This window comes from Pseudomonas sp. 32_A (assembly GCF_017490905.1).
Lineage (GTDB): Bacteria > Pseudomonadota > Gammaproteobacteria > Pseudomonadales > Pseudomonadaceae > Aquipseudomonas > Aquipseudomonas inefficax.
Genome location: NZ_JAFGYI010000019.1, coordinates 55,845 through 68,902, shown reverse-complemented (window position 1 = coordinate 68,902; position 13,058 = coordinate 55,845). Strand labels below are relative to the sequence as shown.

Genomic DNA, 13,058 nt, shown 5'->3' with positions numbered 1-13,058 from the left:
CATGTTCCTGCGCCATTGCATTACCTTCACCCTGATCGCCCTGCTCGCCGGCTGTGCCGGCTTCGGTAGCCGCGAGGCCCTGCAGGGCCACGGCGACCCGCAGCAGTGGCGCGCCCATAAAGAGCAGCTGAGCAGCCTCGATGGCTGGCAGATCAACGGCAAGGTCGGCATCCGTGCCCCGCGCGACTCCGGCAGTGGCACGCTGTTCTGGCTGCAACGCCAGGACTACTACGACATCCGCCTGGCCGGCCCGCTGGGCCGTGGCGCCGCACGCCTGACCGGTCGCCCCGGCAGCGTGGTACTGGAAGTCGCCAACCAGGGCCGCTACGAGGCCCCAAGCCCCGAAGCCCTGCTGGAAGAGCAACTGGGCTGGCAGTTGCCGGTCTCGCACCTGGTCTGGTGGGTACGCGGCCTGCCCGCTCCCGACAGCAAGAGCAAGCTGACGTTGGACGGCGACAGCCGCCTGGCCAGCCTCGACCAGGATGGCTGGCAGGTGCAGTACCTGAGCTACACGGAGCAGAACGGCTACTGGCTGCCCGAGCGCCTGAAGCTGCACGGCAAGGACCTCGACGTGACCCTGGTGGTCAAGGACTGGCAGCCGCGCCAGCTGGGGCACTGATACATGCAGACCCTTACCCTGCCCGCCCCGGCCAAGCTCAACCTTTGGCTGCACATCATCGGCCGCCGCGCGGACGGCTACCACGAGCTGGAAACCGTCTTCCAGTTTCTCGATCACGGCGACGAGCTGAGCTTCGCCGTGCGTGACGACGGCGTGATCCGCCTGCATACCGAAATCGAGGCGGTGCCGCACGACAGCAACCTGATCGTGCGTGCCGCGCGCAAGCTGCAGGAACAATCCGGCACGACGTTGGGCGCCGACATCTGGCTGAGCAAGGTGCTGCCCATGGGCGGCGGCATCGGCGGCGGCAGCTCGGATGCCGCCACTACCCTGTTGGCCCTCGCCCACCTGTGGCAACTGGACTGGAGCGAAGACCGCCTGGCCACCCTGGGCCTGAGCCTGGGCGCCGACGTACCGGTTTTCGTGCGCGGCCACGCGGCGTTCGCCCAGGGCGTGGGTGAACAACTGACCCCGGTCGACCCGGAAGAGCCGTGGTATGTCGTGCTTGTGCCGCAAGTGTCTGTCAGCACAGTAGAAATTTTTTCACATCCACAGTTGACACGTGATTCGCTCCCCCTTAAGATGCGCCCCGTTCCCGAGGGAAACAGTCGAAATGACTGCCAACCGGTGGTAGAGCAGAGTTACCCGGAAGTTCGCAATGCGTTGAATTCACTGGGTAAATTCACTGAAGCTCGACTGACCGGTACTGGAAGTTGTGTGTTTGGGGCCTTCCCAAGCAAAGCCGAAGCTGATAAAGTTCTGGCCCTTCTTTCAGCGACCCAAACAGGGTTTGTGGCGAAAGGAAGCAACGTTTCGATGTTGCATCGCAAGCTGCAAAGTCTGGTCAAGAAGTCGAGCGCATAAGCGTTCGCAGCAACAGATACAGGGGCGTCGCCAAGCGGTAAGGCAGCAGGTTTTGATCCTGCCATGCGTTGGTTCGAATCCAGCCGCCCCTGCCATTTTCCTTATACTCATCCAGGTTACCCTCAGCCTTCAGGTACTGCGCGTGTCCAAGATGATGGTCTTTACGGGGAACGCTAACCCCGATCTGGCTCGGCGTGTCGTACGTCAGCTGCATATCCCTCTCGGTGACGTCTCTGTCGGTAAGTTCTCCGACGGCGAGATCAGCACTGAGATCAATGAGAATGTCCGCGGTAAAGACGTCTTCATTATTCAGCCGACCTGTGCCCCGACCAACGATAACCTGATGGAACTGGTAGTGATGGCCGACGCCTTCCGCCGCTCCTCAGCATCCCGAATCACCGCCGTGATTCCTTACTTCGGATACGCCCGCCAGGACCGCCGTCCGCGTTCGGCACGTGTAGCCATCAGCGCCAAAGTCGTCGCTGACATGCTCACTGTCGTAGGTATCGACCGTGTACTCACCGTCGACCTGCACGCTGACCAGATCCAGGGTTTCTTCGATATCCCGGTCGACAACATCTACGGCTCGCCCGTACTGGTCGACGATATCGAAGACCAGCGTTTCGAGAACCTGATGATCGTCTCCCCGGACATCGGTGGTGTCGTGCGCGCACGTGCCGTCGCCAAGTCCCTGGGCGTCGACCTGGGTATCATCGACAAGCGCCGCGAGAAGGCTAACCACTCCGAGGTCATGCATATCATCGGCGACGTCGAAGGGCGCACCTGCATCCTGGTAGACGACATGGTCGACACCGCCGGCACCCTGTGCCACGCGGCCAAAGCCCTGAAAGAACACGGCGCTGCCAAGGTTTACGCCTACTGCACGCACCCTGTCCTGTCGGGCCGCGCGATCGAGAACATCGAGAAGTCGGTACTGGACGAGCTGGTGGTGACCAACACCGTTCCGCTGTCCGCCGCTGCTCAAGCCTGTGACCGTATCCGCCAGCTGGATATCGCACCGGTTGTCGCTGAAGCGGTCCGCCGCATCAGCAACGAAGAATCGATCAGCGCGATGTTCCGCTAAGCGGAACACACGCTGACGAAAAGCGCCCCGCCCCAACACTGGTTGTTGGGGCGGGGCTTTTTTGCCATCCCCGTTGGCGCTGGTCGCAAACGCCCTCGGGGGGCTATTTTGGAGAAACAAAATGACCGAATTCACTCTGAACGCCCAAGCGCGTACTGACCTGGGGAAAGGTGCGAGCCGCCGCCTGCGTCACTCCGCGAACATCCCAGCCGTTGTCTACGGTGGTAACCAGGAAGCTCAGTCCCTGACCATCCTGGCCAAGGAAATCACCAAGCTGTTCGAAAACGAAGCTGCCTTCAGCCACGTAATCGAGCTGAACGTTGACGGCGTCAAGCAGAACGTCATCATCAAGGCCATGCAGCGTCACCCAGCCAAGCAGTTCATCATGCACGCCGACTTCATTCGCGTCGTTGCTGGCCAGAAACTGACCGCCAAGGTACCGGTTCACTTCATCAACGAAGAAGCCCCGGTCAAGAAAGGCGGCGAGATCTCCCACGTAGAAGCCGAGATCGAAGTTTCCTGCGAAGCCAAAGACCTGCCTGAGTTCATCGAAGTCGACCTGGCCAACGCTGAAATCGGCACCATCATCCACCTGTCGGACCTGAAAGCTCCGAAAGGCGTAGAGTTCGTAGCTCTGGCCCACGGTGATGACAAAGCTGTTGCCAACGTTCACGCTCCACGCGTTGCTCCAGAAGCAGAAGGCGCTGCCGAGTAATCCACTCGCACGCCGGCGTTGATCGGGTTACAGTGCCGCGCGCCCTGTAACCCACCAACTCCAAGGAAGAGCCCCTGACGTGACCGCCATCCAGTTGATCGTCGGCCTGGGTAACCCCGGCCCCGAATACGAACAGACCCGGCATAACGCAGGGGCTCTTTTCGTTGAACGCATTGCCAGCGCCCAGCGCGTTTCGCTGACCGCTGACAAAAAGTATTTCGGCCTGACGGCTAAATTCAGCCATCAGGGCAACGACGTTCGTTTGTTGATCCCCACCACCTACATGAACCGCAGCGGCCAGGCCGTGGCGGCGTTGGCCAATTTCTTCCGCATCAAGCCGGAGGCGATCCTGGTGGCGCATGACGAACTCGACCTGCCTCCGGGCGTCGCCAAGCTCAAGCGCGGCGGTGGCCATGGTGGGCACAACGGCCTGCGCGACATCATCGCGCAGCTCGGCAACCAGAACGACTTCCACCGCCTGCGGCTTGGCATCGGCCACCCGGGCGACGCCAAACTGGTCTCCAACTTCGTCCTGGGCCGCGCGCCGCGCGCCGAGCAGGAGAAGCTCGACGCCAGCATCGATTTTGCCCTCGGCGTGCTGCCGGACGTGCTTGCCGGCGACTTTGCCAAGGCGATGCGCGAGCTGCACAGCCAGAAGGCCTGATTTCCTTTAGAGAGGGGAATACCCATGGGTTTCAATTGCGGCATCGTCGGCCTGCCCAACGTCGGCAAGTCCACCCTGTTCAACGCCCTGACCAAGTCTGGCATCGCGGCGGAGAACTTCCCCTTCTGCACCATCGAGCCTAACAGCGGCATCGTGCCGATGCCCGATGCGCGCTTGAATGCCTTGGCTGAAATCGTCAAGCCAAACCGCATCCTGCCGACCACCATGGAGTTCGTCGACATCGCCGGCCTGGTGGCTGGTGCCTCGAAAGGTGAAGGCCTGGGCAACAAGTTCCTCGCCAACATCCGCGAAACCGACGCCATTGCCCACGTGGTGCGCTGCTTCGAAGACGAGAACGTGATCCACGTTTCCAACAGCGTCGACCCCAAGCGCGACATCGAGATCATCGACCTCGAACTGATCTTCGCCGACCTCGACAGCTGCGAGAAGCAACTGCAGAAGGTTGCCCGCAACGCCAAGGGCGGCGACAAGGAAGCCCTGGCGCAGAAGGCCATCCTCGAACAGCTGATCCCGCACTTCACCGAAGGCAAGCCTGCGCGCAGCCTGATGAAGAACATGAGCGCCGAAGACAAGGCGGTCATTCGCGGTTTCCACCTGCTGACCAGCAAGCCGGTCATGTACATCGCCAACGTGGCCGAAGACGGCTTCGACAACAATCCGCACCTGGACGTGGTCAAGGCCATCGCCGAGGAAGAAGGCGCGGTAGTGGTGCCGGTGTGCAACAAGATCGAAGCGGAAATCGCCGAGCTGGACGACGGTGAAGAGAAGGACATGTTCCTCGAGGCCCTGGGCCTGGAAGAGCCTGGCCTGAACCGCGTGATCCGCGCCGGTTACGAGCTGCTGAACCTGCAGACCTACTTCACTGCCGGCGTGCAGGAAGTACGTGCCTGGACCGTCCGCGTCGGCGCCACTGCTCCGCAGGCAGCCGGGGTTATCCACACCGATTTCGAAAAAGGCTTCATCCGCGCTGAAGTGGTGGCCTATGACGACTTCATCCAGTTCAAGGGTGAAAGCGGTGCCAAGGAAGCCGGAAAATGGCGCCTGGAAGGCAAGGACTACATTGTCAAGGACGGTGACGTGATGCACTTCCGCTTCAACGTCTAAGCGCCAGCCTGCAGTACCCACAAACCCCTTGAGGCCAACGCCTCAAGGGGTTTTGTTTTTTCTGGCATTTGGCAGGGCGCGCGTCCCCTGTGGGAGCAGCCTTGTGTCGCGAAATGATCGCAAAGCGGCCCCGGAATTCAGCATCTAAGCTGTGATTCAGCACCCTCCCCCGGACGCGCGCATCATGCCCGAAAAACCCCGCCTCGACTGGCAACGCTGGCTTCCCGGCCTGGTCACCCTGCTCCACTACCAACCCGCCTGGCTACCCAAAGACATCGCCGCCGGCCTGGTGCTCACCACCATGCTGGTGCCGGTGGGCATCGCCTATGCCGAAGCGTCCGGCGTACCCGGAATCTATGGCCTGTACGCCACCATCATCCCGCTGCTGGCCTATGCCCTGTTCGGCCCCAGCCGCATCCTCGTACTGGGCCCGGACTCGGCACTGGCCGCGCCGATCCTGGCGGTGGTGGTGCAATATGCCGCCAGCGAGCCGCAACGGGCTATCGCCATCGCCAGCATGATGGCCCTGGTTGCCGGGGCGTTCTGTGTGATCGCCGGTTTGCTGCGCCTGGGCTTCATCACAGAGTTGCTGTCCAAGCCGATCCGCTATGGCTACATGAATGGCATTGCCCTCACGGTGCTGATCAGTCAGTTGCCCAAACTGTTCGGCCTGTCGGTCGACAGCCAGGGCCCGCTGCGGGATACCTGGAACCTGATCCAGGCCTTGCTCGCCGGCCAGGGCCATTGGCCAAGCTTCGTAGTCGGTGGCGGTAGCCTGGCGCTGATCCTGCTGCTCAAGCCGTTCAAGCGCTTGCCGGGCATTCTCATTGCGGTGGTGGCGGCTACGCTGGCGGTGAGCCTGCTGGGGCTCGACCAGCAAGGCGTGAAAGTGCTCGGCGAACTGCCTCAGGGGCTACCCAGCCTGGTCTTCCCCTGGGTCAACGATATCGACCTGGTGGAAGTATTGCTAGGCGGCATCGCGGTGGCGCTGGTGTCGTTCGCCGATACCAGCGTGCTGTCGCGCTCCTACGCCGCGCGCATGAAGATGCCGGTCAATCCGAACCAGGAAATGTTCGGCCTGGGTGTGGCCAACCTGGCCTCCGGGCTGTTCCAGGGCATCCCGATCAGCAGCAGCTCGTCACGCACACCGGTGGCTGAAGCGGCCGGTTCACAGACCCAGCTCACCGGCATCATCGGCGCCCTGGCGGTAACCCTTTTGCTGCTGGTCGCGCCCAACCTGATGCAACACCTGCCCAACAGCGCCCTGGCGGCAGTAGTGATCGCCGCAGCGTTGGGCCTGTTCGAGTTTGCCGACCTCAAGCGCATCTTCCGCATGCAGCAATGGGAATTCTGGCTATCGTTCACCTGCTTCGTCGGCGTAGCGGTATTCGGGGCCATTCCCGGTATCTGCATTGCCGTGGCGATATCGGTGATCGAATTCCTGTGGGACGGCTGGCGGCCGCATCATGCGGTGCTGGGACGGGTGGATGGCACCCGCGGTTACCATGATGTGCAGCGTTATCCACAGGCCCGACGCATTCCGGGGCTGGTGCTGCTGCGTTGGGACGCGCCGCTGTTCTTTGCCAATGCCGAGCAGTTCCAGAGCACGGTGATGGCGGCGGTGGACGCATCACCTACCCCGGTTCAACGGTTGGTGATTGCGGCGGAGCCGGTGACCAGCATCGATATCACCTCGGCAGACATGCTGGCCGAGCTGGACCGGGCGCTGGAGGCGCGGGGGGTGGAGTTGCAATTTGCCGAGATGAAGGACCCGGTAAAGGACAAGATGCGGCGGTTCGAGTTGTTCGAGCATATGGGGGAGTCGGCGTTTCATCCCACTGTCGGTGCGGCGGTGGATGCCTATCTGGAAGAGAGTGAGGTTGACTGGAAGCCCTAGGTTTTCCTGTACTGGCCTCTTCGCGGGTGAACCCGCTCCCACAGGCATGGCGTTGCCCATGGGATCACACAATCCTTGTGGGAGCGGGTTTACCCGCGAACAAGCCCACGCCTTGTCCGAAGCCGATCAATCCATATGAGCATGGCACTGGCATACACCGACACCGCCAGAAACAGCGCCATGCGCACGGCAAAGGCACGATACACATCCTGCCCGCCCGCGCTGTCCTGCACCGACTGCCCCAGCAAGATCAGCATGGTCGTCAGGCAACTCACCCAGTATGCCGGGCTTTGCCTGGTATCCACCGCACGGTAAAGCCTGCGCCCCTGCCAAAGGACGAACAGCAGCACCCACAGGAAAAACATCCACAGGTGCACGAACAGGCTCAACGCGCCCCACGTCAGTATCGCCAGCAACCCGGCAAGCAAGGTCGAGCCGATCAGCTCGCGGCTGGCATGCCGCGCGCGGGTTTCGCCGGCCTGCTGCCCCAGGCTCACTGCCTTCATGATCAGCGGCATGTACTGGTCCGGGGCGATCAGCGCCAGCAAAAAGGCCGGCATGACGATCAACGTGGCACGCAAGGCGACCCAGCTCACCTGATCACTATCGAGCAGAGGCGGTGCCGGTTGTGCCGGCGCATCGGCCGGCTCGGGAAACAGCACATGTGCTGCAGCGCTACCCAGTACCGCCAGCAGCATGCCTTTGGCCAGCGCTTCGACCACCGACAGCGCCAGGGTGAAGTCGCTGGTGCCGGCGGCGGCAATCATGGTCAGGCCGATCACCAGCAAATTGGCCAGCAGGCCGTTGCCGCCTTTCAGCGCATAACGCAAGGTCAGGAAAACCCCAACCCCCACCAACAACACCCCACTCGCCGGGGCATGGCGCAACAGCGGAATCAGCAGCAGCCCGCTGCCACAGGCAAGCAGCACCAGCACCGCCAGGGCCGGTGCCGCACGCAGGGGCAAGGGCTGGCTGCGCATGGCCAGCAACAGCACCGCAAATACCGGCGCCAGGATCGGCACCGGCAGGCCGATGCCGAAACTCACCGCTAGGCACAGCGCCACGCCCCATGCCAGGCGCAGGGCGCGCAGGCGGCGCAGCTCAATAGGCATACGACAGCCAGCTCATCAGCCACATGAACAGCCGGCCCAGCAGGTTCAATGGGTTGCCCTCGCTTGGCAGGGCCATGACTTCGGCCTGGCCGCCAACCCGCAAACCGCTCTTGTCCTGCAACTGGTCACGCTCCAGTTCGACGATCACCGGGAAGCGCTGCGCAGAACGCAGCCACTCGCGGCTGTTCTGCACGGTCGGCAACGTGCCCGGCGGATTACTCTGGCCCACGCTCACGCCGTAGCCGATGCTGCGAATGCGCCCCTTCAGCACCGTGCCGGGCAGCGCATCGAGCACTACCAGTACCGGGGTTTCAGGGCGCAGCCGAGCGAGGTTGTTCTCGGTCATGTCGGCACTTATCCACACGTCATGGATGGCGATCAGGGTCATCATCGGGCTGCCGGCACCGACATAATGGCCAACGTCGGTGCGCAGGTCGGTAATCAGCCCGTTTGCATCGGCGCGTACCACAGTGCGCGCAAGGTCCAGTCGGGCCTTTTCCACATTGGCCGCCGCGCTGCGCAGTTGGGCGTTGTCGTCCTGCGCCCCGCCCTGCTGCTCACGGGCCCGCTCAACTTCGGCACGGGCTGCCGCCACCTGGCTGATAGCCTGGTCGCGGGTGGCCTGGGCACCCTCCAGGCGGCGCACCGACACCGTTCCCGGGTCTTCATCGATCAAGCGCTTGAGCCGTTCGGCGTCTTGCCGCGCCTTGCGCTCGTTGGCCTGGGCCGCCACCAGCGCCGCCTGGGCCGAGTCGATGCCAGCGGTGTGAGCGCCGATCTGCCGGCGTACCGCGTCCAGGTCGGCTTCGGCGCGGGCCAGGGCGATGCGGTATTGCTCCTGGTCCAGTTCGAACAGCACATCGCCCTTGCGTACTTCCTGGTTGTTGCCCACCGCCACACGCTTCACCTGCCCGGCCACCTCGGCACTAACCGGCACCACGTAGGCCTGCAGGCGGGCCTGCTGGGTATAGGGCGTGAAGCGGTCGGCCAGCAGGTACCACAGCAGGCTCACGGCAATCAGCAGCAGCACCCAGCGCATGCCGCGATCGGGGGCTGGCGGGGGTGGCGTCGGCGTAGCGTCGCTCATTTCGTTTCACCTTGTGCATGGGCGCTGGGGCCCGGCTCGTCGAGCAGTTCGCCCCAGTCTGTGCGTTGCTGCATCTGTTGGCGGGTGGCCGGGTCGATCGGTGTGCGGCTGGCGTCCCAGCCGCCGCCCAGGGCCTTGTACAGCGTCACCAGGCTGCTGACGGCATTGCCGCGGCTGACCAGGTAGCCGTCCTGTTGCTGCAGCAGCAGTTGCTGGGCGTCGAGCACGCGCTGGAAGTCGGCAAAGCCTTCGCGGTACTGCGAGCTGGCCAGGTTCAGCGAGCGCTGTGCGGCCTGCGAGGCCTGGTCGCGGATACTTGCGCTCTGCAGCGAACGCACCAGCCCGCTGGCGGCATCGTCGGCCTCGCGGGCGGCTTCGCGCACACCTTGGTGATACAACTCGATCAGTTGCTGCAAGCGGGCGTCTTCCACGCGCACGGCGTTCTTGCGGCGGCCGTAGTCGAACGGATTCCAGATCAGGCTGGGCCCGGCGGCGATGTCGAAGGTATCGGGCAGGTGATTGGCCGTGACAAAGCTCCAGCCGATGCTGCCCAGCAGGCTCAGCTGTGGATAAAGATCAGCCTCGGCCACCCCGACCAGCGCCGATTGCGCCGCTACCGCCTGCTCGGCGGCACGGATATCCGGGCGACGCTGCAGCAGGTTGGCGGGCACGTCCTGCAGCACCGCACGGTCCGGTAACGGCAACTGGCCGTGGCCGGCATCCAGCTGAGGTAGCGACCCGGGTGGCCGGCCGAGCAGCGAGCACAGCACGTTGCGCAAGCCATTGAGCTGGTTCTGGAACTCGGGGATGGTGGCCTGGGTAGCCAGGTACTGGGTACGCGCCTGTTGCCAGTCGAGTTCGTCGTTTTCGCCATGACGGAACAGCCGCTCGGTTATCTCCAGGCTGCGCGCCTGGCGGCGGGCGTTCTCTTCGGCGATATCCAGCCGCGCCTCGGCGGTGCGCAGGGCAAAGTAGGTGTCGGCCACCTGCGCACGCAACAGCAACATGGCATCGGCGTAGTTGGCCTGGGAGGCGAAGTAGACGGCGTCGGCGCTTTCGATGGCGTGGCTGAAGCGCCCCCAGAAGTCGATTTCCCAGCCGATGTCGAAGCCCGCGCTGGATTGCCAGAACACCGAATCGCGAGCGGTGGCAGTACCGGACTGGTCCTGTTTCAGGTACAGGCTCTGGGCGCGCACCTGCTGCAGCTGTGGATAACGCCCGGTCTGCACGATGGCCAACTGGGCGCGGGCTTCGGCAATGCGCAAACCGGCCACACGCAGGTTGCTGTTATTGGCATCGGCCTCGGCGATCAAGGCATCCAGCGCCGGGTCGGCGAACACGGTCCACCACTGGCGCAGGTCGGGCGCCGCGGCCTGCTGCCCGGCCTGCTCTAGCAGCGGGGTGTTCCAGGTGCCCAGCCATGGGTCTTGCGGCGGCTGGAAGTCCGGGCCCACTTGAGTGCAGCCCACCAACATGGCCACCAGGCTCAGTGCACAACCATAGACGCGTCCGGGCATGGCAGTCCTTGGCTCACGCCGTCGGTTCGACGGGGTTTTCCGGCACCTGCAGCGCTACCCACTGCCAGAACAGTACATAAGTGACGCCCAGGATCACCGGGCCGATGAACAGGCCGATGATGCCTTTGACCACCATCCCGCCCAGTGCCCCGATCAGCACCACCGGCATCGGCACATCCACCCCGCGCCCCAGCAGCAGCGGTTTGAGCACGTTGTCGGCAAGCCCGGCAACGAAGGTATAGATGGCGAAGATGATGGTCGCCACGGTAAAGCCTTCGACGTTGAATACGTAGATGATCACCGGCAACGTGATCAGCGTGGCGGGGGCCTGGGCAATCCCCAGCATGAGGATGACGATCGCCAGCATCCCGGCCCCCGGTACCCCTTTGATGACGAAGCCGACACCGATCAGCAGCATCTGGATGAAGGCAATGCCGATCACGCCCTGGGCCACCGCGCGAATGGTGGCTGTGCACAGCTTGGCCAGTGGCTTGCCGCGCTCCTCGCCCGATACCCGCATGGCGATACGCTGAGCCGCGATTTCACCGCGTTGCCCGAAAGCCATGATCACCCCCGAGATGATGATTGCACCGATGAATAGCAGGAAGGCCCCACCAGCGCTGGCCGCCGCCCCCAGTACCGTGCGCCCTGCCCCCTTGAGCTGGGGCATCCACTGGTTCAGCACACTGGCCATGTTTTCGGAGGCCGCCAGCCACAGGGCATGCACCTTCGGCCCGATCAGTGGCCAGGCCGCCACCGACTCGGGAGGTGCCGGCACGCTCCAGGCACCGCTCTTGAGCAGCGTCACCAGGCTGTCCACCGATTCGCCGATGGACATCACCACCAGGTAGATCGGCACCAGCAGCACCACCAGTACCAGTAGAACGACCAGCGTCGCCGAAAGCCCGTCCTTGAGCCCTGTGCGGCGCTGGATGCGGCAATGCAACGGGTACAAGGTCACCGCCAGGATCACCGCCCACAACATCAGCTCCAGGAACGGCTGGAACGTCTGGAAGGCGAAAATCACCAGAGCAGCCACCAGGCCGGCCTTGATGAGCACATCGAGCAAGCCCCGCGACAGGCTGCTGTCCAGCTTGATACCCGGTTGCATGCTTCACCTCCGAATCAGGTGCGCCATGTGGCGCGTTTCAATGGCCCGTTTCAGGGCTTGCCTGGGCTGGGCTGTCGTCACGCAACTGCCGCGCCAGGGCCATCATTACCAAGGGCACCACCGCCATCGACAAGGTGATGGCCAGCACCAGCAGGTCGTGCACCTGCTGCGCCAGCACCTGATGGTCCAGCGCCAGCTTGAACACCACGAAAGCAAACTCGCCGCCAGACGCCAGCACCACGCCCAGGCACAATGCCTGGGCCTGGTTTAGCCCACCGGCCATGCGCCCCAGGCCATACAGCAGCGGCAGCTTGATGACCACCAGCAGCAGGGTCAGCCCCAGCACCAGCAACGGCATGCCGAACAGCAGACGCAGGTCGGCGCTCATCCCCACCCCGACGAAGAACAGCCCCAGCAGCAAACCCTTGAGGGGCTCGATCTGGGATTCCAGTTCGTGGCGGAAAGGCGACTCGGCCATCAGGACGCCCGCAAGAAATGCCCCCAGTGCCATGGACACACCCACGTGCTCCATCACCCAGGCGGTGCCCAGCACCACCAGCAAGGCGGTAGCGGTAGACAGTTCGGGCAGGCCCGAACCGACTGTCCATTTGAAGACAGGGGTCAGCAGGTAGCGGCCAACGATGATCACCACACCTATGCCAACCGCCACCGCCAGCATCGGCCAGGCACCTTCGTCGGCGGTACTGACATCACCACCGAGCAGTGGCACCACGGCAATCAGCGGGATCGCGGCAATGTCCTGGAACAGCAGGATCGCCACAGCGAGGCGGCCGTGCGGCTTGCCCAGATCCTTGCGCTCGGCCAGTACCTGCAGGCCAAACGCGGTGGACGACAACGCAAGGCCCACCCCCAGCACGATGGCAGCCGGCTTCGATTGGTCGAACAGCCAGTACGCCAGCAGGCCAAGCACCACAGCGCTCAGGCCCACTTGTAGCGAGCCAACGCCAAACAACGCGCGGCGCATGCTCCACAAACGCCGCGGCGACAGCTCCAGGCCGATGACGAACAGCAGCATCACCACGCCCATCTCCGACAGGCGCGCCACGTTATCCGGGTTGTTCAGCAGGCCAAACACCGATGGCCCTATCAGAATGCCCGCCAGCAGATAGCCAGGCACCGCCCCCATTTTCAAACGCTGCGCCAGCGGTACCAGAAGTACCACGGCCAGCAAAAACACCACCGTCGCCTGTAGCAGGCTGCCGTCATGTGGCATAGGTTTGCACCCTCGCTGCTCCCCGCAGG

At 63.6% G+C, this 13,058-nt stretch carries 12 protein-coding genes and 1 tRNA gene; 8 read left to right on the top strand and 5 right to left on the bottom strand.

Annotated features, from left to right (window positions below; genetic code table 11):
• Position 1: 1 nt before the first annotated feature.
• The 8 genes from lolB to J5M58_RS13915 all read left to right on the top strand — a co-directional run bounded on the left by lolB (position 2) and on the right by J5M58_RS13915 (position 6,968).
• Positions 2-619, top strand: a complete 618-nt coding sequence (gene lolB, locus J5M58_RS13950; RefSeq protein WP_085626905.1) for a lipoprotein insertase outer membrane protein LolB — start codon at positions 2-4, stop codon at positions 617-619.
• A gap of 3 nt (positions 620-622) precedes the next feature.
• Positions 623-1,483 carry a 4-(cytidine 5'-diphospho)-2-C-methyl-D-erythritol kinase gene (gene ispE / locus J5M58_RS13945; protein ID WP_112251981.1) on the top strand — a complete coding sequence of 287 codons (861 nt, stop codon included), beginning with the start codon at positions 623-625 and terminating at the stop codon, positions 1,481-1,483.
• A 20-nt stretch (positions 1,484-1,503) separates the two neighbouring features.
• A tRNA-Gln gene (locus J5M58_RS13940) sits at positions 1,504-1,578 on the top strand.
• A gap of 47 nt (positions 1,579-1,625) precedes the next feature.
• Positions 1,626-2,567, top strand: coding sequence for a ribose-phosphate pyrophosphokinase (locus tag J5M58_RS13935; RefSeq protein ID WP_003247410.1), 942 nt, complete (start codon positions 1,626-1,628; stop codon positions 2,565-2,567).
• A gap of 121 nt (positions 2,568-2,688) precedes the next feature.
• Entirely contained in the window at positions 2,689-3,282 is a 594-nt protein-coding gene (locus J5M58_RS13930; RefSeq protein WP_112251980.1) for a 50S ribosomal protein L25/general stress protein Ctc, read from the top strand.
• A 79-nt stretch (positions 3,283-3,361) separates the two neighbouring features.
• On the top strand, positions 3,362-3,946 hold the full coding sequence (pth, locus tag J5M58_RS13925; protein WP_009686183.1) for an aminoacyl-tRNA hydrolase: 585 nt from the start codon (positions 3,362-3,364) through the stop codon (positions 3,944-3,946).
• A 24-nt stretch (positions 3,947-3,970) separates the two neighbouring features.
• On the top strand, positions 3,971-5,071 hold the full coding sequence (gene ychF, locus J5M58_RS13920) for a redox-regulated ATPase YchF (protein WP_016713314.1): 1,101 nt from the start codon (positions 3,971-3,973) through the stop codon (positions 5,069-5,071).
• Between the two features lie 184 nt (positions 5,072-5,255).
• Complete coding sequence (locus tag J5M58_RS13915) at positions 5,256-6,968, top strand: SulP family inorganic anion transporter (RefSeq protein ID WP_207878467.1); 1,713 nt, start codon at positions 5,256-5,258, stop codon at positions 6,966-6,968.
• A gap of 89 nt (positions 6,969-7,057) precedes the next feature.
• On the opposite strand, the gene J5M58_RS13910 is transcribed toward J5M58_RS13915, so the two are convergent.
• Genes J5M58_RS13910 through J5M58_RS13890 form a run of 5 tightly spaced genes read right to left on the bottom strand, consistent with a single transcriptional unit; the run spans position 7,058 to position 13,029 of the window.
• A complete protein-coding gene (locus J5M58_RS13910; protein ID WP_112251978.1) occupies positions 7,058-8,080 on the bottom strand; it encodes a DUF2955 domain-containing protein in 1,023 nt (340 codons plus the stop codon).
• On the bottom strand, positions 8,070-9,167 hold the full coding sequence (locus J5M58_RS13905; RefSeq protein WP_112251977.1) for an HlyD family secretion protein: 1,098 nt from the start codon (positions 9,165-9,167) through the stop codon (positions 8,070-8,072). The genes J5M58_RS13910 and J5M58_RS13905 overlap by 11 nt, the downstream gene beginning before the upstream one ends.
• Complete coding sequence (locus J5M58_RS13900; protein ID WP_207878465.1) at positions 9,164-10,684, bottom strand: efflux transporter outer membrane subunit; 1,521 nt, start codon at positions 10,682-10,684, stop codon at positions 9,164-9,166. The genes J5M58_RS13905 and J5M58_RS13900 overlap by 4 nt, the downstream gene beginning before the upstream one ends.
• A 13-nt stretch (positions 10,685-10,697) precedes the next feature.
• Positions 10,698-11,795, bottom strand: coding sequence for an AI-2E family transporter (locus J5M58_RS13895; protein ID WP_133970249.1), 1,098 nt, complete (start codon positions 11,793-11,795; stop codon positions 10,698-10,700).
• A gap of 37 nt (positions 11,796-11,832) precedes the next feature.
• On the bottom strand, positions 11,833-13,029 hold the full coding sequence (locus J5M58_RS13890) for a monovalent cation:proton antiporter-2 (CPA2) family protein (protein WP_207878463.1): 1,197 nt from the start codon (positions 13,027-13,029) through the stop codon (positions 11,833-11,835).
• Positions 13,030-13,058 lie beyond the last annotated feature (29 nt).